Origin of the sequence: Enterobacter sp. E20, from assembly GCF_000801755.2 — a bacterium.
GTDB classification, from domain to species: domain Bacteria; phylum Pseudomonadota; class Gammaproteobacteria; order Enterobacterales; family Enterobacteriaceae; genus Enterobacter; species Enterobacter asburiae_B.
Map to the genome: position 1 here is coordinate 1,507,248 of NZ_CP012999.1, position 26,503 is coordinate 1,533,750.

Sequence of the window (26,503 nt, forward strand, 5' to 3'; positions counted from 1 at the left end):
TACGCGAGTAAGGACGCTACAAATATAGTCTACAGACGCTGTTTAAACTGGTAGTAGCGACCCTGTTTCGCCAACAGCTCTGCGTGACTACCTTGCTCAATAATGTGTCCGTTGTCCATCACAATTATCTGATCAAAACTCGCCAGTCCGCGCAGGCGGTGTGTGACCATCAGCACGGTTTTGCCGGTCATGACATTCGCCAGCAAATCAAGGATTTGGCTCTCGGTGGTGGCATCCAGCCCCTCGGTGGGTTCGTCGAGCAGCATCAGCGGCGCATCGTGCAGCAGCGCGCGCGCAATTGCCAGACGGCGCAGTTCACCGCCGGACAGCTGACGGCCGCCTTCGCCCAGCCAGCTGTTTAGCCCGTCGTCCTCAAGCAGTTTTTGCAGCCCGACCTGCTCCAGCACGGCGCGAAGCGCATCATCAGAGGCCTCTGGCGCGGCCAGCAGCAGGTTATCGCGCAGGGTGGCGCTAAACAGGTGCACGCGCTGCGGAACGACGCTCACCGTCTTGCGCAGGGCCTGCTCGCTGAAATCGGTCAGCAACGTGTTATTAAAACGAATCTGGCCGCGCTGCGGATCCCAGGCGCGGGTCAGCAACTGCAGCAGCGTCGATTTACCGCAGCCGGTACGGCCGAGGATCGCCATCCGCTGTCCTGCGTTAACAGAAAGGTTGATACCGTCCAGCGCGTTCTGCGCCTGTTTGTCATAGGCGAAGGTGACATCTTCAAGCGTCAGCGCAACCTGCTCTGGTACCGCGGTCTGCCCGGCACTGAACGTGACTTCAGGCTCCTGTTCGGCAATCTGCGTGATGCGCAGGGCAGAGGCGATCACCTGACCAAGATGCTGGAAGGCGCCCGTCACCGGGGCCAGCGCCTCAAACGCCGCCAGCGCGCAGAAGACGAAAAGGGCAATAAGAGGACCCGGCTGTGAATTCCCCCCGACATCGCCGGAAGCTAGCCACAGCATGGCAATCACCGCCACGCCGCCGATTAACATCATCAGCGCCTGAGAAAAGGCCGTCAGCTCCGACTGGCGGCGCTGGGCCTCATGCCAGTTAAGCTCCGTACTTTCCATGCGGGCGCGATAGCGCTTGCTGGCGCCAAAAATCGTCAGCTCTGCCTGCCCCTGAAGCCAGGAGGTGAGCTGCTGGCGGTAGTCTCCGCGCAGGCGCGTCAGGTTTTCCCCGGTGGATTTCCCGGCGCGGTAAAACAGCGGCGGCAGAATGATGAGCGTCAGCAGCATGATCCCGCCCAGCGTCAGCGCAACGGAAACATCCAGAACAGACAGCCCCAGCGTGACCACCACAATCACCACAAACGCGCCCACGATCGGGGAAATCACGCGCAGGTAAAGGTGATCCAGCGTGTCGACATCCGCAACAACACGGTTAAGTAATTCACCCTGACGAAAACGCGCCAGCCCGGCAGGGGAGAGGGGCAGCAGTTTGCTGAAGGTGTAGATGCGCAGGTGCTGCAGCACGCGGAAAGTGGCGTCGTGGCTGACCAGCCGTTCGAAATAGCGTCCGGCAGTCCGCGTGATGGCGGTACCGCGAACGCCGGCAGCCGGGAGCATATAGTTGAAGCTGTATAAACCGGCAAAGCCCGCGACGGCCGAGGCCGACAGGAACCAGCCGGAAAGCGTGAGCAGGCCAATGCTGGCGAGCAGCGTGACAATCGCCAGCACAATCCCCAGCGTCAGCATCCATTTGTGGCGTTTATAGAGCGCAAGATAAGGCAGCAGAGCACGCATCAGATGTCCTCCTGACGGTTCGCCAGCAGGGCGGCAAACGGTCCCTGCGCGGCAACGAGAGAGGCGTAATCACCTTGCTCAACAATACGGCCGTTCTCCATGACCCAGATCTGGTCCCAGTCGGCAATCCCCTCCAGCTGATGGGTGACCATCAGGGTGGTTTGCTGCCGGGAGGCGGCGTTCAGGGCCTCCATTACGCGCTGTTCGCTGTGGGCGTCCAGGCTGGCGGCGGGCTCATCCAGCAGCATCAGCTGGCAAGGATTCAACAACGCGCGGGCAACGGCTACGCGCTGCGCCTGTCCGACCGACAGCCCGGCGGACTGATCGCCGACCACGGTATCTACACCTTGCGGGAGCAGGGGCAGAAACTCGCTGACCCAGGCGCGGTCGAGAACCGACTGCAGTTCATCTTCACGCGCGTCCGGGCGCGCCAGCAGGACGTTTTCGCGCAGCGTTGAGGCTGGAAGCTGTGGGTTTTGGCCCACCCAGCTAAGCTGTTTACGCCAGGCGTCTGGATCGAGGTTGCGCAGTTCGGTTTTGTTGATCCGCAGTGAACCCGTGTAGGTCATAAAGCCGGATAGCGCATTCAGCAGAGAACTTTTACCGGAACCGCTGGTGCCGACGAGCACCACCCGTTGTCCGGCAGGTAAGGTAAAGTTCAGCGGACCCGCGAGCACTTTGCCTTCGGGTGACAGAATAGAAAAGTCCTGCGCTTCAATGGTCACGGGGTCTTTAGCATTCAGCGTCACGTCACCCCGCTCCGGGTGTGCCAGCGGCGTTTCCAGGAACGTTTTCAGACTATCGGCTGCGCCAACTGCCTGCGCTTTGGCGTGATAGAAGGTTCCCAGATCGCGAAGCGGCTGGAAAAACTCCGGGGCCAGGATCAGCGCCAGGAAACCGGCTGAAAGGGTTACCGCCGTGCCGTAATGGCCGAAATCCAGCGCGCCAAGGTAGGAGAAGCCGAAGTAGACCGCTACGAGGGCAATCGACAGCGAGGTAAAGAATTCCAGTACGCCGGAAGACAAGAATGCAAGGCGTAAAACTTCCATAGTGCGCTGACGGAAGCCCTGCGATGCCAGGCGAATGTTTTCGGTTTCCGCTTCACCGCGGCCAAAAATGCGTAACGTCTCCATGCCGCGCAGACGATCGAGGAAATGGCCGCTCAGGCGACCCAGTGCCAGGAAGTTACGGCGGTTGGCATCCGCAGCCCCCATGCCGACCAGCGCCATAAACAGCGGGATCAGCGGGGCGGTGCCCATCAGAATCAGCGCAGCCATCCAGTTCACCGGGAAGATGGCGATCACGATCAGCAGCGGAACGAAGACGGCAAGGGCCATCTGCGGCAGATAGCGCGCATAGTAGTCGTGCATATCGTCAATCTGCTCAAGGATCAGCGTCGCCCAGCTACCGGCTGGTTTACCCTGGATCCACGCGGGCCCGGCTTCCTGAAGACGATCGAGCACCTGGCGGCGGATCTCGTAGCGGATATGCTGTCCGGCGTGAAAACCGACGCGCTCACGCAGCCACACCACCCAGGCGCGCAGGATAAAAATCAGGATCAGGACAATAAAAGGCAGCAACAGCGCTTCGCGCGGGATGTTCTCCATGATCATGTGATTAAGAATGCGGGCCAGCAGCCATGCCTGGGCAACAATCAACAGACCGCTAACGAACCCCAGGAGACGGGAAATCGTAAGCCAGCGGCGGGAAATAACGCTTTGCTGTTTCAGCCAGCGTGTTAACTCTTGTTGACGGGTTTTTTCCATTGCGTACTTTGCAGGTGACGTTATTAGAAATTGGGCAGCGCAATGTTACAACGGGGAGACAATAAAGGCGACTTATCGCCGCCTTTATTTACGTTTGTTACTGACTTGTAAAGATTATTTACCTTGTTCAGCCAGTCCATCGAGGTAGCGTTCAGCGTCGAGCGCGGCCATACAGCCGGTGCCCGCAGAGGTGATCGCCTGACGATAAATATGGTCCATTACGTCGCCAGCCGCGAACACGCCCGGGATGCTGGTCTGGGTCGCGTTACCGTGAATGCCGGACTGCACTTTGATGTAGCCGTTTTCCAGCTCCAGCTGACCGTCGAAGATCGCGGTGTTCGGGCTGTGACCGATCGCCACGAACAGACCCGCCACTTCAAGCGTTTCGACGTTATCGGTGTTCTGGGTATCACGGATACGCAGACCGGCAACGCCCATCTGGTCGCCCGTCACCTCTTCCAGGGTACGGTTGGTGTGCAGCACGATGTTGCCGCTTGCCACTTTATCCATCAGACGTTTGATCAGGATCTTCTCCGCGCGGAAGGTTTCGCGACGGTGGATCAGGTGCACCTCAGAGGCAATGTTCGCCAGGTAGAGCGCTTCTTCCACTGCGGTGTTGCCGCCGCCGATGACCGCGACTTTCTGATTGCGGTAGAAGAAACCGTCACAGGTTGCGCAGGCAGAGACGCCGCGGCCTTTGAACGCTTCTTCGGATGGCAGACCGAGGTAACGGGCAGAGGCGCCGGTGGCGATGATCAGCGCGTCACAGGTATATTCGCCGCTGTCGCCCGTCAGGCGGAACGGACGGTTCTGCAGATCGACCTTATTGATGTGGTCGAACAGAATTTCAGTTTCGAATTTAGCGGCATGCTCGTGCATACGTTCCATCAGCAGCGGCCCGGTCAGGTCGTTCGGGTCCCCTGGCCAGTTTTCCACTTCGGTGGTGGTGGTCAGCTGACCGCCTTTTTCCATCCCGGTGATGAGTACCGGGTGCAGGTTAGCGCGTGCAGCATAGACCGCTGCGGTATATCCCGCAGGTCCAGAACCAAGGATTAGCAGCTTACTGTGTTTGGCCGTGCCCATGAGATCCCCATTGTTGTTGGCAGACATTTGGCAGGATTGTAGGGAATTTGTTGTCGTAAAAAAAGAGCGCAGCAATTTTGATATCAATCTGTGTAATAGCCACGGGCGATGAATGAGGCGCTATAACATCACGCTTTCGCCTGAAAACCGGTCGTTTGTAAGGCAATAAAATGAGGATTAATACCCTGCCGTAATGAATATCCGGCATGTTGTACTAAAAAACGATGTTTTGCTTTGACAATCCCCTGCGCTTTTGCGAAAACATTCAAGGAAGAAAAAAAACCGCGTTAACCGTATGCCGCATAGGCATGCACGTAAATGCCATTTTTACCGGGTCAGTGAAATCTACGCATGGCGTGGACAGACGCCATACGTGATGTCGGTGACTGCCTTCGGGCAACGGTCTTCTTACCAACAGAACCCGAATCCGCATCGCGTCTAATACAAAACCAGGCGATGTGATGACTAACGGGTACAGGCTCTGAACAGTGATGTGCACAGGGTCCAGGCAGGAGTAGGGAAGGAATACAGAGAGACAATAATAATGGTAGATAGCAAGAAGCGCCCTGGCAAAGATCTCGACCGTATCGATCGTAACATTCTTAATGAATTGCAAAAGGATGGGCGTATTTCCAACGTCGAGCTTTCAAAACGTGTGGGACTTTCCCCGACGCCGTGCCTTGAGCGTGTGCGCCGACTGGAAAGACAGGGTTTCATTCAGGGCTATACTGCTCTGCTGAACCCGCATTATCTGGATGCCTCACTTCTGGTATTTGTTGAGATTACTCTGAATCGTGGTGCGCCGGATGTGTTTGAGCAATTTAACGCCGCTGTACAAAAACTTGAAGAAATTCAAGAGTGTCATCTGGTATCCGGTGATTTCGACTACCTGTTGAAAACCCGTGTGCCTGATATGTCCGCCTACCGTAAGCTGCTGGGGGAAACCCTGCTGCGTCTGCCAGGCGTGAACGACACCCGTACGTATGTGGTGATGGAAGAGGTCAAACAGAGCAATCGTCTGGTTATTAAGACGCGCTAACACGGAACAGGTGCAAAATCAGCGTAGTTTGATTACACTCCTGTTAATCCATACAGCAACAGTGCCGGGGAGTCCCGGCGCTGTTGTCCGTTTTAGCAAAAAGGCAGGATATGCCTGATACCTGGAGAGCCTTTTTTGAGCCAGGAATACACTGAAGACAAAGAAGTCACACTATCGAAGCTAAGCAGCGGACGTCGTCTCCTCGAGGCTTTGCTGATTGTTATTGCCCTTTTTGCCGTCTGGCTGATGGCAGCCTTACTCAGTTTCAACCCCTCAGATCCCAGCTGGTCACAAACTGCATGGCATGAGCCTATCCATAATTTAGGCGGTGTCCCCGGTGCCTGGCTTGCGGACACGCTGTTCTTCATTTTCGGTGTGATGGCCTACACCCTTCCCGTCATTATCATTGGCGGATGCTGGTTTGCGTGGCGTCATCGTCAGAACGATGATTACATCGACTATTTTGCCGTGTCGCTGCGCCTGATTGGCGCGCTGGCGCTGATCCTCACCTCGTGCGGGCTGGCGGCAATCAATGCGGATGATATCTGGTACTTCGCCTCTGGCGGAGTGATCGGCAGTTTACTCAGTTCTGCGCTGCAGCCGATGCTGCACAGCAGCGGCGGCACGCTGGCGCTGCTCTGCATCTGGGCGGCCGGGCTGACGCTGTTTACCGGCTGGTCCTGGGTGAGCATTGCCGAGAAGATCGGAAGTTTTATCCTCACCATTCTGACTTTCGCCAGCAACCGTACTCGCCGTGACGATACGTGGGTTGATGAAGACGAGTACGAAGATGAAGAGGAAGATGACGCGCCTGTGCAGCGTCGAGAGTCTCGTCGTGCGCGTATTCTGCGCGGCGCGCTGGCGCGTCGTCAGCGTGTTGCTGAGAAATTTGCCAACCCGCTGGGTCGTAAAACCGATGCGGCGCTCTTCTCCGGTAAACGCATGGATGAAGACGAGCAGGTGGCGTATCGCGCTGCAGGTGTCGCCGTCGATCCTGACGATGTGCTCTTCTCCGGCAGCCGGGCCACTCCGGGTGACTTCGACGAATACGATCCGCTGTTAAATGGCCATTCGGTTACCGAGCCGGTTGCAGCCGCCGCAGCCGCGACGACCGCTGCGCAGGCGTATGCCGCGCCTGTCGACGCCGTGACGCCATCCGCGCCGGTTTCGCCGCCGGAATCCGTTATTCAGCAGCCTCAGGTTGACTGGCAGACTGCGCCAGGCGTTCACACGCCGGAGCCGGTTATCGCGCCTGAACCTGAAAGCTACATCCCTGTGCAGCAGGAGCAGTGGCAGCAGCCATATCAGCCGCCGCAGCCTTCGTATGAACCACAAGAGTCCCCGCACTATGAACAGCCTGTGGCCCAACCTTATCAGGAGTATGTGCCTGAACCGGTTGAACCTGTGCAGCCTTATGTAGAGCCGCAGCCTGAACCTGAAATCGTGGAAGAGGTAAAACCCTCTCGTCCACCGATGTACTATTTTGAAGAAGTTGAAGAGCGTCGCGCGCGTGAACGCGAGCAGCTGGCGGCCTGGTACCAGCCTGTACCTGAACCGGTGCAGGAGCCGGTGACGAAAGCGCCTTCTGTTTCCGTTCCACCGATCGACCCGACGCCTGCAGTCGCACCCGTAGCGGAAAGCGTGAAGCAGGCTACCGCGGCCGCAGCCGTAGCTGCACCTGTCTTTAGCCTGGCAACCAGTGGCACACCACGTCCTCAGGTGAAGGAGGGGATTGGTCCGCAACTGCCTCGCCCTAACCGCGTTCGCGTTCCAACCCGCCGTGAGCTTGCCTCTTATGGCATCAAGCTGCCTTCCCAGCGTATGGCGGAAGAGAAAGCGCGCGAGCCTGAGTACGAAGATGACGCCGATGAAATGGAGCAGGACGAGCTGGCCCGTCAGTTCGCCGCGCAGCAGAATCAGCGCTACGGTAATGAATACCAGCACGATGAACCTATGCTGGAAGACGAAGATGACGCGGCTGAAGCAGAACTGGCACGCCAGTTCGCCGCCACCCAGCAGCAGCGCTATTCCGGTGAACAACCGGCTGGCGCAAATCCGTTCTCGCTGTCTGATTTTGAATTCTCGCCGATGAAGGATCTGGTGGATGATGGCCCGAGCGAGCCTTTATTTACCCCGAGCGTGATGCCGGAAGCTGAGCCTGTGCGCCAGCAGCCAGCATCACAGGCCTACGCGCAGCCGCAGCAGCCTGTTCAGCAGCCGTATGCGCAGCCGCATCAACCTGTTCAGCAACCGCAGCAGCCACCACAGCCGCCGCAGTTCCAGCAGCCTGCGCCTCAGCCGCAGGAAAGTCTGATTCACCCGCTGCTGATGCGTAACGGTGACAGCCGTCCGCTGCAGCGTCCAAGCACGCCGCTGCCGTCTCTGGATCTGTTAACGCCGCCGCCGTCAGAAGTGGAGCCGGTCGATACCTTCGCGCTGGAGCAGATGGCGCGTCTGGTTGAAGCGCGTCTGGCTGACTTCCGCATCAAGGCGGACGTGGTGAACTACTCGCCGGGTCCTGTGATCACCCGTTTTGAACTGAACCTGGCGCCTGGCGTGAAAGCCGCGCGTATTTCCAACCTGTCCCGCGACCTGGCGCGTTCTCTCTCGACCGTTGCTGTGCGAGTGGTGGAAGTAATACCGGGCAAACCGTACGTTGGCCTTGAGCTGCCGAACAAGAAACGTCAGACCGTCTACCTGCGTGAAGTGCTGGATAACACCAAATTCCGCGATAACCCATCTCCGCTGACCGTGGTGCTGGGTAAAGATATCGCTGGCGATCCGGTAGTCGCGGATCTCGCCAAAATGCCTCACCTGCTGGTAGCGGGTACCACCGGTTCCGGTAAGTCTGTCGGTGTGAACGCCATGATCCTCAGCATGCTCTATAAAGCGCAGCCGGAAGATGTGCGTTTCATCATGATCGACCCGAAAATGCTCGAACTGTCGGTCTACGAAGGCATCCCGCATCTGCTGACCGAAGTGGTCACCGACATGAAAGACGCCGCCAACGCCCTGCGCTGGAGCGTCAACGAGATGGAACGCCGCTACAAGCTGATGTCTGCGCTGGGCGTGCGTAACCTGGCCGGTTATAACGAGAAAATTGCCCAGGCGGTGCGCATGGGGCGTCCGATCCCGGATCCTTACTGGAAGCCGGGTGACAGCATGGATGCCCAGCATCCGGTGCTGGAAAAACTGCCTTATATCGTCGTGCTGGTCGATGAATTCGCTGACCTGATGATGACCGTCGGTAAGAAAGTAGAAGAGCTGATTGCCCGTCTGGCGCAGAAAGCGCGTGCGGCCGGTATTCACCTTGTGCTGGCGACCCAGCGTCCTTCCGTGGACGTGATCACTGGTCTTATCAAAGCGAACATCCCGACGCGTATCGCCTTTACCGTATCCAGTAAAATTGACTCCCGTACCATTCTTGACCAGGGCGGCGCAGAGTCGCTGCTGGGTATGGGTGATATGCTCTATTCCGGCCCGAACTCCACCTCTCCGGTGCGTGTCCACGGTGCGTTCGTCCGCGATGAGGAAGTTCACGCCGTCGTGCAGGACTGGAAAGCGCGCGGTCGTCCGCAATACGTTGACGGTATTACCAGCGACACGGAAAGCGAAGGCGGCGGCGGTGGCTTCGACGGCGGCGAAGAGCTGGATCCGTTATTCGATCAGGCGGTTAACTTCGTTACCGAAAAACGCAAAGCGTCCATCTCTGGCGTGCAGCGTCAGTTCCGCATCGGCTATAACCGCGCGGCGCGCATCATCGAGCAGATGGAAGCGCAGGGTATTGTGAGCGAGCAGGGGCATAACGGTAACCGCGAGGTGCTGGCACCACCGCCGTTTGATTAACCTTCAGCGATTGCAAAGAAGGGTAAATCAGCCAAAATTAAGCATTTTCTTCTGTCGCCTGCCTTCGGGCAGGTCCAGAATAGAAGACGGAAACCCCATATCGGGAAGACGTATTTTAAGGAATAACAATGAAAAAAATCGCCATCGCCTGTGCATTACTCACCAGTTTTGTCGCCAGCAGCGTCTGGGCTGATGCAGCCAGCGACCTTAAAAGCCGACTGGATAAAGTAAGCAGCTTCCACGCCAGCTTCACGCAAAAAGTGACTGACGGCAGCGGCAACGCGGTGCAGGAAGGTCAGGGAGATTTGTGGGTAAAACGCCCAAATCTGTTTAACTGGCATATGACCCAGCCGGATGAGAGTATCCTGGTGTCTGACGGCAAAACCTTATGGTTCTTCAACCCGTTCGTTGAGCAGGCAACGGCGACCTGGCTGAAAGATGCCACCAGCAATACGCCGTTTATGCTGATTGCCCGTAACCAGTCCAGCGACTGGCAGCAGTACAATATTAAACAGACGGGTGACGAGTTTGTCCTGACGCCGAAAGGCAGCAACGGCAACCTGAAGCAGTTCACCATTAACGTAAGCACCAACGGTACGATTAATCAGTTTGGCGCGGTTGAGCAGGACGATCAGCGCAGCAGCTACCAGCTCAAGTCTCAGCAAAACGGCGCCGTTGATGCATCGAAATTCACCTTTACCCCGCCGCAGGGCGTAACGGTGGACGACCAACGCAATAAGTAAGAGGCGTGAGTGGGCAATCTGTCGCTCGATTTTTCAGATAACGCGTTTCAACCTCTGGCCGCCCGTATGCGGCCAGAAAATTTAGCGCAGTACATCGGCCAGCAACATCTGCTGGCTGCCGGTAAGCCGTTGCCGCGCGCCATTGAGGCCGGGCATCTTCACTCCATGATCCTCTGGGGACCCCCTGGCACCGGCAAGACCACGCTTGCAGAAGTGATCGCCCGCTATGCCAACGCGGACGTTGAACGTATCTCGGCGGTCACCTCCGGCGTGAAAGAGATCCGTGAGGCGATCGAGCGTGCGCGGCAGAACCGCAATGCCGGGCGGCGCACCATCCTCTTCGTGGACGAAGTCCACCGCTTCAACAAGAGCCAGCAGGATGCCTTCCTGCCGCATATTGAAGACGGCACGATCTTCTTCATCGGTGCGACCACCGAAAACCCATCGTTTGAACTGAACTCGGCGCTGCTTTCCCGCGCGCGCGTTTACCTGCTCAAATCGCTCACCATCGAGGATATCGAAAAGGTTCTCACCCAGGCGATGGACGACAAAGCGCGCGGCTACGGCGGGCAGGATATCGTTCTGCCTGACGACACGCGTCGTGCGATTGCCGAGCTGGTCAACGGTGATGCGCGGCGTGCGCTGAACACGCTGGAAATGATGGCCGACATGGCCGAAATCAACGATGCCGGGAAGCGGGTGCTGAAGCAGGAGCTGCTCACCGAAATTGCGGGGGAGCGCAGCGCGCGTTTCGATAACAAAGGCGACCGTTTTTACGACCTGATCTCGGCGCTGCATAAGTCCGTGCGCGGCAGCGCGCCGGATGCGGCGCTTTACTGGTACGCGCGCATTATCACTGCGGGCGGCGATCCGTTATATGTCGCGCGTCGCTGTCTGGCGATTGCGTCAGAAGATGTCGGTAATGCCGATCCTCGCGCCATGCAGGTTGCGCTGTCGGCCTGGGACTGCTTCACCCGCGTTGGACCTGCGGAAGGCGAACGTGCGATTGCGCAGGCGATTGTCTATCTGGCCTGCGCGCCGAAAAGCAATGCGGTTTATACCGCCTTTAAAGCGGCGATGTCCGACGCGCGTGAACGTCCGGACTACGATGTGCCGGTTCACCTGCGTAACGCGCCGACCAAGCTGATGAAAGAGATGGGATATGGGCAGGAGTATCGTTACGCTCATGATGAACCCAATGCCTACGCTGCCGGGGAGGAATATTTCCCGCAGGAGATGGCACAAACGCGCTATTATCACCCCACAAACAGAGGTCTTGAAGGCAAGATTGGTGAAAAGCTCACCTGGCTCGCCGGACAGGATCAAAATAGCCCTATAAAACGCTACCGTTAGTTCAATCGTTGCGGTAATGTTGGCAATGTATCCTTGTGGCCGCAGGCTGTGGTCACATTTTCCTATTTTAATTCGATAAGCACAGGATAAGCATGCTCGATCCCAATCTGCTGCGTAATGAGCCAGACGCAGTCGCTGAAAAACTGGCACGCCGGGGCTTTAAGCTGGATGTAGATAAGCTGCGCGCTCTCGAAGAGCGTCGTAAAGTTCTGCAGGTACAAACTGAAAATCTGCAGGCAGAGCGTAACTCTCGATCGAAATCCATCGGCCAGGCGAAAGCGCGCGGGGAAGATATTGAGCCATTACGCCTGGAAGTGAACAAACTGGGTGAAGAACTGGATCAGGCAAAAGCTGAGCTGGACGTTCTTCAGGCCGAGATTCGTGATATTGCCCTGGCTATCCCGAATATTCCTGACGACAGCGTGCCTGTCGGCAAAGATGAAAACGACAACGTTGAAGTGAAACGCTGGGGTACGCCTCGTGAGTTTGACTTCGAAGTGCGCGATCACGTGACGCTGGGCGAAATGCACGCGGGCCTGGACTTTGCGGCAGCGGTTAAGCTGACCGGCTCCCGTTTTGTGGTGATGAAAGGCCAGATTGCCCATCTGCACCGCGCGCTGGCGCAGTTCATGCTGGATCTGCACACCGAGCAGCATGGCTACAGCGAAACCTACGTGCCGTATCTGGTCAACCACGATACGCTGTACGGTACGGGCCAGCTGCCGAAATTTGCCGGCGATCTGTTCCATACCCGTCCGCTGGACGAGGAAGCAGACAGCAGCAACTACGCGCTGATCCCAACCGCTGAAGTGCCGCTGACTAACCTCGTGCGTGATGAGATCATCGATGAAGACGACCTGCCAATTAAGCTAACGGCACATTCACCGTGCTTCCGTTCTGAAGCAGGTTCTTACGGTCGCGACACGCGCGGTCTGATCCGTATGCACCAGTTCGACAAAGTTGAAATGGTGCAGATCGTCCGTCCTGAAGAGTCCATGGACGCGCTGGAAGAGATGACCGGCCACGCTGAGAAAGTGCTGGAGCTGCTGGGCCTGCCGTACCGTCGTATGGCCCTGTGCACCGGTGATATGGGCTTTGGCGCCTGCAAAACCTTCGATCTGGAAGTGTGGGTGCCTGCGCAGAACACCTATCGTGAGATCTCCTCCTGCTCTAACGTCTGGGATTTCCAGGCGCGTCGTATGCAGGCACGCTGCCGCAGCAAATCTGACAAGAAAACCCGTCTGGTGCATACCCTGAACGGTTCTGGTCTGGCTGTGGGCCGTACGCTGGTTGCCGTGCTGGAAAACTACCAGCAGGCAGACGGTCGTATTGAGATCCCTGAAGTGCTGCGCCCATACATGAAAGGCCAGCAGTACATCGGCTAATTCTTTGCCTCACAACAAAAAAGCGCCTTTGGGCGCTTTTTTTATGCCTCTGAATTGACACGACGCAATACCCCCTCCCTCTAAAGTAGTAATACTCCTCCGAATGAAAGTCAGCATAAAAAGCTGATTACGTAAAAATTCGTTGTATATAAAAATACATAGCGGTTTGCGCCGCCACTCTTTTCTTTGTGAGCAACCAAAGTGAGTCTCTATGAAAATCAACGCGCCTGAAGCATTAATGGCTGCCGAGGTCACTCGCCGTGGGTTGATGAAAACCACGGCAATAGGCGGCCTGGCCGTAGCCAGCAGCGCCTTCACGCTTCCTTTTACCCGACTGGCCTCAGCGGCTGATGCACTATCCCCAGCCTCAGCTCCGGAAAAAGTGGTGTGGAGTGCCTGTACCGTAAACTGCGGTAGCCGTTGTCCGCTGCGTATGCACGTAGTGGATGGCGAAATAAAATATGTCGAAACCGACAACACCGGGGACGATAACTATGAAGGGTTACATCAGGTTCGCGCCTGCTTGCGCGGCCGCTCCATGCGTCGTCGCGTGTATAATCCGGACCGTCTGAAATATCCGATGAAGCGCGTCGGTAAGCGTGGGGAAGGGAAGTTCGAGCGGATTAGCTGGGATGAAGCCTACGACATTATCGCCACCAATATGCAGCGCCTTATCAAAGAGTACGGCAACGAATCCATCTACCTGAACTACGGCACTGGGACGCTCGGCGGTACGCTGACCCGCTCCTGGCCACCGGGTAAAACGCTGGTGGCACGCCTGATGAACTGCTGCGGCGGTTATCTCAACCACTACGGCGACTACTCATCGGCGCAGATTGCTGCTGGCCTGAACTATACCTACGGCGGCTGGGCGGACGGCAACAGCCCGTCCGATATCGAAAACAGTAAGTTGGTCGTCCTGTTCGGTAACAACCCGGGCGAAACCCGCATGAGCGGCGGCGGGGTAACCTATTACCTCGAACAGGCCCGCGCCAAATCCAATGCCCGCATGATCATTATCGATCCGCGCTATACCGACACCGGCGCCGGACGTGAAGACGAGTGGATCCCAATCCGTCCGGGTACCGATGCAGCGCTGGTCTCGGCGCTTGCGTGGGTAATGATCACAGAAAACCTCGTCGATCAGCCTTTCCTGGATAAATACTGCGTCGGCTATGACGAGAAAACCCTGCCAGCCAGCGCGCCTGCAAATGGCCATTACAAGGCCTATATTCTCGGGCAGGGCAGCGACGGCGTGGCGAAAACACCCGAGTGGGCGTCCACCATCACCGGTATTCCGCCCGAGCGTATCGTTCAGCTGGCGCGTGAGATTGGCTCGGCCAAACCGGCCTACATCAGCCAGGGCTGGGGACCGCAGCGCCATGCGAACGGCGAAATCGCGACTCGCGCCATCTCCATGCTCTCCATTCTGACCGGCAACGTCGGTATTCACGGCGGTAACACCGGCGCGCGTGAAGGCTCGTATGAAGTGCCGTTTGAACGTATGCCGACGCTGGATAACCCGGTTCAGACCAGCATCTCCATGTTTATGTGGACCGATGCGATCGAACGTGGTCCTGAAATGACCGCCCTGCGCGACGGCGTGCGCGGCAAGGACAAGCTGGACGTGCCGATCAAGATGATCTGGAACTATGCCGGTAACTGTCTCATCAACCAGCATTCAGAGATCAACCGCACCCATGAAATCCTGCAGGATGACAAGAAGTGCGAGATGATTGTGGTCATCGACTGCCACATGACCTCCTCGGCGAAATACGCCGATATCCTGCTGCCGGACTGCACCGCCTCTGAACAGATGGATTTCGCGCTGGATGCCTCCTGCGGCAACATGTCCTACGTGATCTTTACCGACCAGGCGATTAAACCGCGCTTCGAGTGCAAAACCATTTATGAGATGACCTCTGAGCTGGCGAAACGTCTTGGCGTTGAGCAGCAGTTTACCGAGGGGCGTACTCAGGAAGGGTGGATGCGCCATCTGCATGAACTCTCCCGTAAGGCGGTCCCTGACCTGCCTGATTTCGATACCTTCCGTAAGCAGGGTATGTACAAACAGCGCGATCCGGAAGGGCACCACGTGGCGTACAAAGCGTTCCGTGAAGATCCGCAGGCGAACCCGCTGACCACGCCGTCGGGCAAAATCGAAATCTACTCAGAAGAGCTGGCAAAAATCGCGTCGACCTGGGAGCTGCCGGAAGGGGACGTTATCGATCCTCTGCCGATCTACACGCCAGGTTTTGAAAACTATAACGATCCGCTGACGGCGAAATTCCCGCTGCAGCTGACCGGTTTCCACTACAAAGCGCGCGTTCACTCCACCTACGGCAATGTCGAAGTACTTAAGGCCGCCTGCCGTCAGGAGATGTGGATCAACCCGATGGATGCCAAAGCACGCGGCATCAGCAATGGCGATCGCGTGCGTATCTTCAACGGCCGCGGCGAGGTGCACATTGAGGCCAAAGTGACGCCGCGCATGATGCCAGGCGTGGTGGCGCTGGGGGAAGGGGCCTGGTACAACCCTGATGCCAACCGCATCGACCAGGCGGGCAGTATTAACGTACTGACCACGCAGCGTCCGTCGCCGCTGGCGAAGGGCAACCCATCCCACACAAACCTTGTCCAGGTTGAAAAGGTTTAAGGAGTAGCCGATGACAACCCAGTATGGATTTTTTATCGATTCCAGCCGTTGCACCGGGTGCAAAACCTGCGAGCTGGCCTGTAAAGATTACAAAGACCTGACTCCTGACGTCAGCTTCCGCCGCATCTACGAATACGCCGGGGGCGACTGGCAGGAAGATAACGGCGTCTGGCATCAGAACGTCTTTGCCTATTACCTGTCGATTGCCTGTAACCACTGTGAAGATCCGGCCTGCACCAAGGTCTGCCCGAGTGGGGCGATGCACAAGCGTGAAGACGGCTTTGTGGTGGTGGACGAAGATGTCTGCATCGGCTGTCGGTACTGCCACATGGCGTGCCCGTACGGCGCGCCGCAGTACAACGCCGCCAAAGGTCATATGACCAAATGCGACGGTTGCCACACCCGCGTGGCGGATGGCAAAAAGCCGATTTGCGTCGAGTCCTGTCCGCTGCGCGCGCTGGACTTCGGTCCGATTGAAGAGCTGCGTCAAAAACACGGTCAGCTTGCCGCAGTGGCACCGCTGCCGTCTGCGCACTTCACGAAGCCGAGCATTGTGATTAAACCTAACGCCAACAGCCGTCCTACAGGTGACACCACCGGCTACCTGGCAAATCCGAAGGAGGTGTGAGATGGGAAGTGGATGGCATGAATGGCCGCTGATGATCTTCACGGTCTTTGGCCAGTGTGTGGCGGGCGGTTTCATTGTGCTCGCGCTGGCGCTGCTGAAGGGGAATCTCAACGCTGAACAGCAGCAGCGTTTAGTGTTGAGCATGTTTGGCCTGTGGGTGCTGATGGGAATTGGCTTTATCGCCTCTACGCTGCACCTGGGTTCGCCGATGCGCGCGTTTAACTCTCTGAACCGCGTAGGGGCATCGTCCCTCAGTAACGAGATTGCCAGCGGGGCAATTTTCTTTGCCGTCGGTGGGCTGGGCTGGCTGCTGGCCGCTTTGAAGAAATTGCCTGCGGGTCTGCGCAGCCTGTGGCTGATCGTGACCATGGTGCTGGGCGTGGTGTTCGTGTGGATGATGGTGCGCGTCTATAACACCATCGATACCGTTCCAACCTGGTACAGCGTCTGGACGCCGATGAGCTTCTTCCTGACGATGTTTATCGGCGGGCCGCTGCTGGGCTACCTGCTGCTGCGCGTGGCGGGCGTAGACGGGTGGGCAATGCGTTTGCTGCCGGCTGTTTCGCTGCTGGCGCTGGTGGTGAGTGCGATGGTCGCCCTGATGCAGGGTGCCGAACTGGCAACCATTCACAGCTCTATCCAGCAGGCTTCTGCCCTGGTGCCGGACTACGGTTCTCTGATGGCCTGGCGCATCGTTCTGCTGGTCGCAGCGTTGGTATTCTGGATTGCTCCTCAGCTCAAAGGTTATCAGCCCGCGCTGCCGTTGCTGTCACTGGCCTTTGTGCTGGTTCTGGCGGGTGAACTGATTGGCCGCGGTGTGTTCTACGGGTTGCATATGACCGTAGGTATGGCTATCGCCAGTTAACGTTGCATTGAGTTATATCAAGCCGGGCCTGAGTGCCCGGCTTTTCTTTTTTCGATCATGAAATTTTTCGACTGTCGTTTTGTTTTAATTTCGCCCATTAATAAATAAAAACAGACACATAATAAATATCTATAGCAGGCGTGGCATTAGCAGGATAAGTTTTTTAAATCGACAGGGAACATATTGTGCGAGGCGGCTAAATCAGTGGATTGACTTTGTTTTTGCCAGTGGCATGATGCGCACGAAATCTGAACTTCCTCACGGTTTTTAATCCATGACCACCTATACCCGGCCAGTGCTTCTGTTGCTTTGTGGCCTGCTTCTGTTGACCCTGGCGATCGCAGTGTTAAATACGCTCGTCCCGCTATGGCTCGCCCATGAAAACTTACCGACCTGGCAGGTGGGTATGGTCAGCTCGTCCTTTTTTACCGGGAACCTGCTGGGTACGCTAATGACCGGGAGCCTGATTAAGCGCTTTGGCTTTAATCGCAGCTATTATCTGGCTTCGCTGATTTTCGCCGCCGGGTGTGCCGGGCTGGGCCTGATGGTCGGCTTCTGGAGCTGGATGGCATGGCGCTTTATCGCAGGCGTAGGCTGCGCGATGATTTGGGTGGTAGTTGAAAGCGCGCTGATGTGCAGCGGCACTTCGCGCAACCGTGGACGCCTGCTGGCAGCCTATATGATGGTTTATTACGTCGGCACCGTGCTGGGTCAACTGATGGTCAGCAAGCTGCCAACCGATCTGATGAGCGTTCTGCCGTGGGTAACGGGCATGGTGCTCGCCGCGATCCTGCCGCTGCTCTTCACGCGCATTGTGAACCAGAACAGCGAGCATCAGGAAGCGACCCACGTCTGGCCGATGCTCAGACTCCGTCAGGCGCGTCTGGGCGTTAACGGCTGCATTATCTCGGGGATTGTACTGGGCTCGCTCTACGGCCTGATGCCGCTCTATCTGAATCATCAGGGCGTCAGCGATTCCGGAATTGGTTTCTGGATGGCGGTCATGGTGAGTGCGGGGATCGTCGGGCAGTGGCCGATTGGCCGACTGGCGGATCGTTTCGGCCGTCTGCTGGTGCTGCGCGTTCAGGTCTTTGTGGTCATCATGGGATGCCTTGCCATGCTCAGCAACGCCGCGATGGCGCCTGCGCTGTTTATTCTCGGGGCGGCCGGCTTTACGCTCTATCCGGTCGCGATGGCCTGGGCCTGTGAGAAAGTTGAACATCACCAGCTGGTGGCAATGAACCAGGCGCTGTTACTGAGCTATACCATCGGCAGCTTATTAGGGCCGACGTTTACCGCGATGCTGATGCAGAATTACTCTGATAATTTATTATTTATCATGATCGCCAGCGTGTCGTTTATTTATCTCTTAATGCTGCTGCGCAAAGTGGGCGAACACCCAACGCCTGTGGCTCATGCCTGATTGATTAAAAGCCTGTCGATGACAGGCTTTTTTGTCCCTGTCACAACTAAGAGTTTTACTTATTGTTTGTTTATTGCGCCAGGCGATAATTCATGTGAGTCCTACCACTATAAGGCAGCAATCATGTCTATTCGTCGTTTTTCCACTACCGCACTTGCCGTAGTGTTGTCTTTAACGTTTGCAACGGCTCCGGTCATGGCTAATCCTGGAAACGGGAATGGCGGTGGTCACGGAAACGGTGGCGGGCAAGGTAATGGCGGTAATCATGGTAACGGAAATTCTGGTAACCATGGCAATAAGCAAAATAACGGTCAGGATAACCCTGGAAAATCGGATAAAAGCTTTAAAAGCAGTAAAGATGTCGGTAACGATGTCGACGCTCGCGTGAGCTTCGATCATGCCCGCCATCTGGCGCTGAATTATGGCCTAACGGGCTATGACTCTCTGCCTCCGGGTATCGCGAAAAACCTGGCGCGCGGTAAACCGTTGCCTCCGGGCATTGCGAAGAAAACCGTACCGGCCTCAATGCTGGGCCAGCTTCCTTCCTACCCTGGCTATGAATGGCGCGTGGTCGGAGACGACCTGGTCTTAATTGCGCTGAGTACAGCCATTGTGACGTCCGTTATTAACGGCGTCTTTAAATAGAATATAAAAAGGCCCGGTTCTCACCGGGCCTTTTCTTTAATACATCACCTTGTGGCCGTACTGTTCAAGAATACCTTTGACGCGTTCCATCGTCTCTTTTTTCGGCGGCTTCACGCCATCAAGTTTGTACTCTTCGCCCATCGCCACCCATTTATGTTTACCCAGCTCGTGATAGGGCAGAAGCTCGATTTTTTCGACGTTGCCCATGTCGCGGGTAAATTCCCCCAGGCGGTGCGCGGAGTCGTCGTCATCTGACCAGCCGGGAACCACCACGTAGCGGATCCAGGTTTTGATGCCTTTATCGGCAATGTATTTGGCGAATTCCAGCGTGCGGTGGTTTGAGACGCCAACGAGGTTCTGGTGGATCTCATCGTTCATCTGTTTGAGATCGAGCATGACCAGATCGGTCACTTCAAGCAGCTCGTCGATAACCGGATCGTAACGGCGTACGAAGCCGTTGGTGTCGAGGCAGGTATGAATGCCTTCTTTATGGCAGGCGCGGAACCAGTCGCGGACAAATTCAGCCTGCAGAATGGCTTCACCGCCGGATGCGGTGACGCCACCGCCGGACGCGTTCATAAAGTGGCGGTAGGTCACCACCTCTTTCATCAAGTCTTCAACGGTCACTTCTTTACCGCCGTGCGTATCCCAGGTGTCACGGTTATGGCAGTACAGGCAGCGCATCAGGCAGCCCTGGAAAAAGGTGATGAAACGGATACCCGGGCCATCGACGGTGCCACAGGATTCAAAGGAGTGAATGCGACCAATAATTGACATTGCGGTGATATCTCCAGCATCGGCCCGTCCGGGGCCTGAGTATGCACAGCTCAAAGCCGGCTGTGTTGAAGTCTGTTTTGGCTGATATCCATAGAGTATAGATAGCGGACAAAAGAGACTGAGGTGGAGAGGGTGCTAAAAAGGCCCCACTGACGTGGAGCCTTTATTGTACGCTTTTTAACGCGTGATTTCAGTCAATTCCACTTACATGGACTGAGTGAAAGTACGGGTGATAACGTCCTGCTGCTGTTCTTTAGTCAGGGAGTTAAAACGTACTGCGTAGCCAGATACGCGGATGGTCAGCTGAGGATATTTCTCAGGGTGTTCCATCGCGTCGAGCAGCATTTCACGGTTCATGACGTTCACGTTCAGGTGCTGACCACCTTCGATGGACGCTTCGTGGTGGAAGTAACCATCCATCAGACCCGCGAGGTTAGTTTTACGCACTTCGTCGTCTTTACCCAGCGCGTTTGGCACGATAGAGAAGGTGTAAGAAATACCATCTTTCGCGTAAGCAAACGGCAGTTTAGCAACGGAAGTCAGAGAGGCAACCGCACCTTTCTGGTCACGACCGTGCATTGGGTTAGCACCTGGGCCGAATGGCGCGCCAGCACGACGACCGTCTGGGGTGTTACCGGTTTTCTTACCATACACAACGTTAGAGGTGATGGTCAGAACAGACTGAGTCGGGATAGCGTTACGGTAAGTAGTCAGTTTCTGAATTTTCTTCATGAAACGTTCTACCAGGTCAACCGCCATGTCATCAACGCGAGAGTCGTTGTTACCAAACTGCGGATATTCACCTTCGATTTCGAAGTCTACAGCCAGGCCGTCTTCGTCACGAATTGGTTTAACTTTCGCATATTTGATTGCAGACAGGGAGTCAGCAGCAACGGACAGACCAGCGATACCACACGCCATGGTGCGGATAACGTCACGGTCGTGCAGCGCCATCAGAGAGGCTTCGTAGCTGTACTTGTCGTGCATGTAGTGGATAACGTTCAGCGCAGTGACGTACTGTTTAGCCAGCCAGTCCATGAAGTGATCCATACGCTCCATCACTTCGTCGAAGTTCAGAACGTCGCCTTTGATCGGCTCAGACTTAGGACCAACCTGCATTTTCAGTTTTTCATCAACGCCACCGTTGATTGCGTACAGCATGGTTTTCGCCAGGTTTGCACGCGCACCGAAGAACTGCATTTGTTTACCAACAACCATTGGGCTTACGCAGCAAGCGATAGCGTAATCGTCGTTGTTGAAGTCCGGACGCATCAGGTCATCGTTCTCGTACTGCAGAGAAGAGGTATCGATGGACACTTTAGCGGCGAATTTCTTGAAGTTCAGAGGCAGTTTTTCAGACCACAGAACGGTGATGTTCGGCTCCGGAGAAGGACCCATGGTGTACAGGGTGTTCAGGAAGCGGAAGCTGTTTTTGGTTACCAGAGTACGGCCGTCTACGCCCATACCACCGATTGATTCTGTTGCCCAGATTGGGTCACCAGAGAACAGCTCATCGTATTCAGGAGTACGCAGGAAGCGAACCATACGCAGTTTCATGACCAGGTGGTCAATCATTTCCTGAGCGTCTTGCTCGGTGATTTTGCCTGCTTTGATGTCGCGTTCGATGTACGCATCCAGGAAGGTGGATACGCGACCGAAGGACATTGCTGCACCGTTCTGAGACTTAACTGCGGCCAGGTAGCCGAAGTAGGTCCACTGGATAGCTTCCTGAGCGTTGGTCGCCGGACCAGAGATATCGCAGCCATATTTTGCCGCCATCTCTTTGATCTGACCCAGCGCGCGGTGCTGTTCAGCGATTTCTTCACGCAGACGGATAGTCGCTTCCAGGTTTACGCCGTTTTCCAGATCGGACTGCAGGGAAACAAACTGCGCGTACTTGTCTTTCATCAGGAAGTCGATACCGTACAGCGCAACGCGACGGTAGTCACCGATGATACGGCCACGGCCATACGCATCTGGCAGACCAGTCAGAACGCCAGATTTACGGCAGTTCAGAATGTCTTTGGTGTAAACATCGAATACGCCCTGGTTGTGGGTTTTGCGGTATTCGGTGAAGATTTTTTTCAGCATTGGGTCCAGCTCGCGGTTATACGCTTTGCAGGAACCTTCAACCATTTTGATACCACCGAACGGGATGATTGCGCGTTTCAGTGGTGCTTCAGTCTGCAGACCAACGATTTTCTCAAGGGCTTTGTTGATGTAGCCAGCATCGTGAGAAGTGATGGTGGAAGCAACGGAGGTGTCAAAATCAACTGGCGCGTGAGTGCGGTTTTCCAGTTTAACGCCTTCCATTACGCTGTCCCACAGCTTGGTGGTCGCGTCAGTTGCGCCAGCCAGGAAGGATTCGTCACCTTCATACGGGGTATAGTTTTTCTGAATGAAGTCACGTACGTTTACTTCATTCTGCCAGTCACCTTTCGCAAAACCTTCCCAGGCTGTGGCTAACTTTTCATTAAGCTCGGACATGTAACACCTACCTTCTTAAGTGGATTTTTTATTTACTGCCTGAGAAAACCATCAATGATGATCGTCGCCACGCAGGTAAATGACCCAGTATGTCAACCCAACTAACAGACCCCCACCGATAATGTTCCCGATAGTGACAGGGATCAGGTTATCAGTAATGAAATTCATAATAGTCAGGTGAGAGAAACTTTCCGGGGATGAACCAACTGCGGTCCAGAACTCCGGGCTTGCAAAGTCGCGGATGACAATGCCCATTGGGATCATGAACATATTCGCGATACTGTGCTCAAAGCCGCTGGCTACAAACATCGCAACCGGCAGAACCATAATTAAGGCTTTGTCCATCAGGCTACGACCCGAGTAGCTCATCCATACAGCCAGGCAGACCATTAGGTTAGCGAGGATGCCGAGAGCAACGGCTTCGATAAATGTGTGGTGCATTTTGTGGTCGGCGGTTTGCAGGACGTTTAGGCCCCAGCCACCGTTGGCGGTCATGTACTCGCCAGAAAGCCACATCAACAAAACAAAGAGCAGACAGCCAACCAGGTTACCCACGTAGACGTTAAGCCAGTTACGTGCCAGCTGACCCCAGGTAATTCTTCCGCTGGCCTTTGCCACGACAATCAGCACCGTTGAGGTGAACAGGTCGGCGCCGCAGATGACGCAGAGAATCAGACCCAGTGAGAAGCAAATGCCGCCAATCAGTTTGGCCATGCCGAAAGGCATTCCGGCAGTACCGGTGGTGGCGGTGATGTAGAAGACGAAAGCGATAGAGATGAACACACCAGCCGTGATCGCCAGATAGAACGTCTTCATCGGGTGTTTCGTTGCTTTATAGACACCCGCTTCTTCGGCAACTTTGGCCATCGCAGCAGGGAGTAAAAGATCAAAAGGGTTGTCAGCTTTCACACTAACTCTCTCTTTATTAAGTCGGCGACGAGATACTAACAAAGCATTATAGAAGAGAAATTGATATAGATCATATCTCGCCTGGCTTATAGGCCCGCAGTGTGTATGGTTTTACAGCAAATGCGGAGTAAGTATTTGATTATCCGTATAAAAATAAATTTTAAAAGTTATGAAAAGAGTTGAATTTTTTCGTTCGGCCACCTCTGACACAGTTAATTAATATGGAGTATTTACCATAAAAAGTAACAGTAAAGCCCGGGTAAATATTATTATATTTACCCATGTTTAACTTTATTATTACAATCAACAGTCATTGCCGAAGAAAATAAAAAACGGGGCAATGAAATTGCCCCGTAATATAGCCCAGACGATTGAATACGCCTACAGCTGGTAATGTTATGTGCGCTTATTTTGACCAGTAAGCGGCTTTTGCTTTCTGCAGTTTTTCGTAGGCCTTCAGCAGCGACTGATGCGCCGGGAAGGCTTTCAGATCGCTATCAACAGCCTGCAGGCCATAGAACGGCTCTTCGCCGCTCAGGGCTGCACTGGCTGCTTCTACGGCCTCAGCTCCGTACATCCGCACGAAAGCATTCAGGTATTGCAGCGGCTCGCGATCCTCTTCCTGGGCCAGCAGCAGCAGGGTTTGCAGGCAGCGGTAATAATTGGTGCGCTCGGCAGAGAAGACCGACTGGTTGAATTCCATGGTCCACTCGGTCCAGGCCAGGGCCTGATCCAAATCGCCACCCGCCAGGGCCAGCATCGCTTTCAGCTCACCGATGCGCAGGGTATACCAGCCGTTGTCTTTACCGGTCGCCAGGCCCAGCAGTTCGCGTACGCGGGTAAAGTCATCGTGGCCTTCTTCGTCCAGTTGGGCGATCAGGTTCAGATAATCTTCTTTCTCCCACTCGCTGCCCGGCAGAGCCAGCAGCGTTTCGCGCAGGTGCGCGCCCATGCTGTTATTCGCCAGCCACAGATCTTCAGCCGGGTAGATGTCGGACATGCCTGGAACAATAATGCGGCACGCGTAGACGCCAAGATGTTCGTAGTCGGCAATATAAACTTCCCGATCTTCCGCGTTGAAGATGGCCATCAGCGTGGCGAACTCTTCTTCCGTGGTCCCGGCAAAGCTCCAGTCCACGAACGGATAGTCGGCGTCCTGCTTGAACATATCCCAGGAAATTAAACCGCTGGAATCAATGAAGTGGGTTTCAAGGTTGGTATGCTCGGCCACTTCTTCATCGTCAAACGTTGGCGGAGTGAAGACGTCGAGATCTTTCAGGCTACGGCCCTGCAGCAGTTCGGTAACGGTACGCTCCAGCGCAACGCCGAAGTCAGGGTGCGCGCCGAAGGAGGCGAAGCAGGTGCCGTTGGCCGGGTTAAACAGCACCACGCAGATAACCGGATACTTGCCGCCCAGCGAGCCGTCGTAGGCAAAGATTGGGAAACCTTCGGCTTCCAGCTTAGCGATGGACTCTACTACGCCCGGGTAGCGCGCCAGCACGTCTGCCGGAATTTCAGGCAGGCTGATGGATTCAGCGATGATTCGGTTTTTAATGTGGCGTTCGAAAACTTCAGACAGACCCTGCACGCGCGCTTCATTGCGGGTGTTACCGGCGGACATACCGTTGGACACATACAGGTTGCCGACGATGTTCATCGGAATATATACGGTCTGCTCGTCAGACTGACGGGTGAACGGCAGGGCGCAGATCCCACGGTCTTCATTGCCAGACTGCAGATCGATCAGCATGCTGGCGGTCAGTTCGCTTTCCGGATCGTAGAAAGCACGCAGGCGCGCGTCGAGAATACCTTCCGGCAGCTCGTCATCTTCGGTCAGCGGGAACCATTTTTCATTTGGATAGTGAACGAACGGGCCGTTAGCGATGGTTTCGCCCAGCCAGAAGTCAGCGAAGAAATAGTTGGTGGACAGACGCTCAAAATACTCACCCAGCGCAGAGGCCAGTGCCGCTTTTTTTGTCGCGCCTTTACCGTTGGTAAAGCACAGGGCACAGTCTTTATCGCGAATATGCACGGACCAGACGTGAGGTACCGGATTGAGCCAGGAGGCTTCTTCGATGTTAAAACCCAGGTCGGTCAGTTTCTGCTGGAAGCGAGCGATGGAATCTTCCAGAGCGGCGTCTTTGCCGGGGATAAACGTTTGAGTCATGGCGTTCACTTTTATCGTACGTAAAGCGCGCAATGATACGGGTTTTGCGTGACGGGTGCTATCTTCGGCGAAAATAAAAGGCTGGGCTATGCTTAGTGGCAGTAACTGACTGTTAAGGCATAGAAAAATGAAAGCATTTGATCTCCAGCGGATGGCGTTTGATAAAGTTCCTCCTGAATTTCTGGGCGAAGTGGCGCTGCGCAGCCTGTATACCTTCGTCCTCGTCTTCCTGTTTCTTAAAATCACCGGCCGGCGAGGCGTGCGGCAGATGTCGCTCTTTGAGGTGTTGATCATCCTGACGCTGGGCTCGGCGGCGGGTGACGTCGCCTTTTATGACGACGTGCCGATGGTGCCGGTGTTTATCGTTTTTGTCTCACTGGCGCTACTTTATCGCCTTGTCATGTGGCTGATGTCGAAAAGCGAAAAGCTGGAAGATCTGCTTGAAGGGAAGCCGGTCGTTATCGTCGAGGACGGACAGCTGGCCTGGGAAAATGTACAAAGCGCCAATATGACCGAGTTTGAGTTCTTTATGGAGCTTCGCCTGAACAGCGTTGAACAGCTCGGGCAGGTGCGTCTGGCGATCATGGAAACCAACGGGCAAATCAGCGTCTATTACTATTCTGACGACGAGGTGAAGCCGGGACTGTGTATCCTGCCTGATATGCTGATCGAGCGTTTCAGAACGGTACCGGAATCAGGCGAGTATGCTTGCGTAAGATGTAGCCATGTAGTCGCGATGCAGCCGGGGGATCGTCAATTATGCCCCCGCTGTGCAAATCCGGAATGGACGAAGGTTAGCCGGGCCAAACGTATCACCTGACAGCCATTTTGTCGGTTTTGTCCTGGCGAGGCGGCAGATTGTTTTGTGTGACGCGGGCCACATTTCACGGGTCATAAGTTTTAGACATTGCGGCGCGTGTCACTGAATGATAAAACCGATATCCACAGTTATAACTTATGGCTTTTAGCGTGGTGAGGGG

Annotated in this window: 18 protein-coding genes; 11 read left to right on the forward strand and 7 right to left on the reverse strand. The window is 55.5% G+C overall.

Going from position 1 to position 26,503, the window contains the following annotated elements:
• Positions 1-29 precede the first annotated feature (29 nt).
• The 3 genes from cydC to trxB all read right to left on the reverse strand — a co-directional run bounded on the left by cydC (position 30) and on the right by trxB (position 4,600).
• Positions 30-1,751 carry a heme ABC transporter ATP-binding protein/permease CydC gene (cydC, locus tag NI40_RS07025; protein WP_039261552.1) on the reverse strand — a complete coding sequence of 574 codons (1,722 nt, stop codon included), beginning with the start codon at positions 1,749-1,751 and terminating at the stop codon, positions 30-32.
• Positions 1,751-3,517, reverse strand: coding sequence for a heme ABC transporter permease/ATP-binding protein CydD (cydD, locus tag NI40_RS07030; RefSeq protein ID WP_039261554.1), 1,767 nt, complete (start codon positions 3,515-3,517; stop codon positions 1,751-1,753). The genes cydC and cydD overlap by 1 nt, the downstream gene beginning before the upstream one ends.
• Before the next feature lie 114 nt (positions 3,518-3,631).
• A complete protein-coding gene (trxB, locus tag NI40_RS07035) occupies positions 3,632-4,600 on the reverse strand; it encodes a thioredoxin-disulfide reductase (protein WP_032638969.1) in 969 nt (322 codons plus the stop codon).
• Positions 4,601-5,144: 544 nt separating this feature from the next.
• Between trxB and lrp the strand changes: the two genes are divergently transcribed.
• The 10 genes from lrp (at position 5,145) to NI40_RS07085 (ending at position 19,183) form a co-directional block, all read left to right on the forward strand.
• Positions 5,145-5,639 (forward strand): leucine-responsive transcriptional regulator Lrp, encoded by a 495-nt coding sequence (lrp, locus tag NI40_RS07040; protein WP_000228469.1) that lies wholly within the window; start codon positions 5,145-5,147, stop codon positions 5,637-5,639.
• Positions 5,640-5,774: 135 nt separating this feature from the next.
• On the forward strand, positions 5,775-9,485 hold the full coding sequence (locus tag NI40_RS07045) for a DNA translocase FtsK 4TM domain-containing protein (RefSeq protein ID WP_039261558.1): 3,711 nt from the start codon (positions 5,775-5,777) through the stop codon (positions 9,483-9,485).
• Positions 9,486-9,613: 128 nt separating this feature from the next.
• Positions 9,614-10,228 carry an outer membrane lipoprotein chaperone LolA gene (gene lolA, locus NI40_RS07050; protein ID WP_023310983.1) on the forward strand — a complete coding sequence of 205 codons (615 nt, stop codon included), beginning with the start codon at positions 9,614-9,616 and terminating at the stop codon, positions 10,226-10,228.
• Between the two features lie 9 nt (positions 10,229-10,237).
• Entirely contained in the window at positions 10,238-11,581 is a 1,344-nt protein-coding gene (rarA, locus tag NI40_RS07055) for a replication-associated recombination protein RarA (protein ID WP_039261560.1), read from the forward strand.
• Between the two features lie 92 nt (positions 11,582-11,673).
• The gene (gene serS / locus NI40_RS07060; protein WP_008499983.1) at positions 11,674-12,966 is read left to right on the forward strand and encodes a serine--tRNA ligase; all 1,293 of its coding nucleotides are present in this window, start codon (positions 11,674-11,676) and stop codon (positions 12,964-12,966) included.
• A 211-nt stretch (positions 12,967-13,177) separates the two neighbouring features.
• Positions 13,178-15,622, forward strand: a complete 2,445-nt coding sequence (gene dmsA / locus NI40_RS07065) for a dimethylsulfoxide reductase subunit A (RefSeq protein WP_039261562.1) — start codon at positions 13,178-13,180, stop codon at positions 15,620-15,622.
• Positions 15,623-15,632: 10 nt separating this feature from the next.
• A complete protein-coding gene (locus NI40_RS07070; RefSeq protein WP_021240882.1) occupies positions 15,633-16,250 on the forward strand; it encodes a DMSO/selenate family reductase complex B subunit in 618 nt (205 codons plus the stop codon).
• Position 16,251: 1 nt separating this feature from the next.
• Positions 16,252-17,115, forward strand: a complete 864-nt coding sequence (locus tag NI40_RS07075; protein ID WP_029739492.1) for a dimethyl sulfoxide reductase anchor subunit family protein — start codon at positions 16,252-16,254, stop codon at positions 17,113-17,115.
• Between the two features lie 274 nt (positions 17,116-17,389).
• On the forward strand, positions 17,390-18,538 hold the full coding sequence (locus NI40_RS07080; protein WP_033145087.1) for an MFS transporter: 1,149 nt from the start codon (positions 17,390-17,392) through the stop codon (positions 18,536-18,538).
• Between the two features lie 123 nt (positions 18,539-18,661).
• Entirely contained in the window at positions 18,662-19,183 is a 522-nt protein-coding gene (locus NI40_RS07085; protein ID WP_023310990.1) for an anti-virulence regulator CigR family protein, read from the forward strand.
• Positions 19,184-19,219: 36 nt separating this feature from the next.
• On the opposite strand, the gene pflA is transcribed toward NI40_RS07085, so the two are convergent.
• The 4 genes from pflA to ycaO form a co-directional block, all read right to left on the reverse strand.
• The gene (gene pflA, locus NI40_RS07090) at positions 19,220-19,960 is read right to left on the reverse strand and encodes a pyruvate formate lyase 1-activating protein (RefSeq protein ID WP_023310991.1); all 741 of its coding nucleotides are present in this window, start codon (positions 19,958-19,960) and stop codon (positions 19,220-19,222) included.
• 204 nt (positions 19,961-20,164) lie between these two features.
• A complete protein-coding gene (gene pflB / locus NI40_RS07095) occupies positions 20,165-22,447 on the reverse strand; it encodes a formate C-acetyltransferase (protein WP_033145088.1) in 2,283 nt (760 codons plus the stop codon).
• Positions 22,448-22,498: 51 nt separating this feature from the next.
• Positions 22,499-23,356, reverse strand: coding sequence for a formate transporter FocA (focA, locus tag NI40_RS07100; RefSeq protein WP_008499974.1), 858 nt, complete (start codon positions 23,354-23,356; stop codon positions 22,499-22,501).
• Between the two features lie 406 nt (positions 23,357-23,762).
• Entirely contained in the window at positions 23,763-25,523 is a 1,761-nt protein-coding gene (gene ycaO / locus NI40_RS07105; protein ID WP_039261566.1) for a 30S ribosomal protein S12 methylthiotransferase accessory factor YcaO, read from the reverse strand.
• Between the two features lie 127 nt (positions 25,524-25,650).
• On the opposite strand from ycaO, the gene NI40_RS07110 reads away from it, so the two are divergent.
• Positions 25,651-26,343, forward strand: a complete 693-nt coding sequence (locus tag NI40_RS07110; protein ID WP_023310994.1) for a DUF421 domain-containing protein — start codon at positions 25,651-25,653, stop codon at positions 26,341-26,343.
• The last annotated feature ends 160 nt before the right edge of the window (positions 26,344-26,503 follow it).

Excerpts from the sequence above, each read along its gene's own strand:
- cydC (WP_039261552.1), bottom strand. The coding sequence starts at position 1,751 with ATGCGTGCTCTGCTGCCTTATCTTGCGCTCTATAAACGCCACAAATGG.
- cydD (WP_039261554.1), bottom strand. The coding sequence starts at position 3,517 with ATGGAAAAAACCCGTCAACAAGAGTTAACACGCTGGCTGAAACAGCAA.
- trxB (WP_032638969.1), bottom strand. The coding sequence starts at position 4,600 with ATGGGCACGGCCAAACACAGTAAGCTGCTAATCCTTGGTTCTGGACCT.
- lrp (WP_000228469.1), top strand. The coding sequence starts at position 5,145 with ATGGTAGATAGCAAGAAGCGCCCTGGCAAAGATCTCGACCGTATCGAT.
- lolA (WP_023310983.1), top strand. The coding sequence starts at position 9,614 with ATGAAAAAAATCGCCATCGCCTGTGCATTACTCACCAGTTTTGTCGCC.
- serS (WP_008499983.1), top strand. The coding sequence starts at position 11,674 with ATGCTCGATCCCAATCTGCTGCGTAATGAGCCAGACGCAGTCGCTGAA.
- dmsA (WP_039261562.1), top strand. The coding sequence starts at position 13,178 with ATGAAAATCAACGCGCCTGAAGCATTAATGGCTGCCGAGGTCACTCGC.
- NI40_RS07070 (WP_021240882.1), top strand. The coding sequence starts at position 15,633 with ATGACAACCCAGTATGGATTTTTTATCGATTCCAGCCGTTGCACCGGG.
- NI40_RS07075 (WP_029739492.1), top strand. The coding sequence starts at position 16,252 with ATGGGAAGTGGATGGCATGAATGGCCGCTGATGATCTTCACGGTCTTT.
- NI40_RS07080 (WP_033145087.1), top strand. The coding sequence starts at position 17,390 with ATGACCACCTATACCCGGCCAGTGCTTCTGTTGCTTTGTGGCCTGCTT.
- NI40_RS07085 (WP_023310990.1), top strand. The coding sequence starts at position 18,662 with ATGTCTATTCGTCGTTTTTCCACTACCGCACTTGCCGTAGTGTTGTCT.
- pflA (WP_023310991.1), bottom strand. The coding sequence starts at position 19,960 with ATGTCAATTATTGGTCGCATTCACTCCTTTGAATCCTGTGGCACCGTC.
- pflB (WP_033145088.1), bottom strand. The coding sequence starts at position 22,447 with ATGTCCGAGCTTAATGAAAAGTTAGCCACAGCCTGGGAAGGTTTTGCG.
- ycaO (WP_039261566.1), bottom strand. The coding sequence starts at position 25,523 with ATGACTCAAACGTTTATCCCCGGCAAAGACGCCGCTCTGGAAGATTCC.
- NI40_RS07110 (WP_023310994.1), top strand. The coding sequence starts at position 25,651 with ATGAAAGCATTTGATCTCCAGCGGATGGCGTTTGATAAAGTTCCTCCT.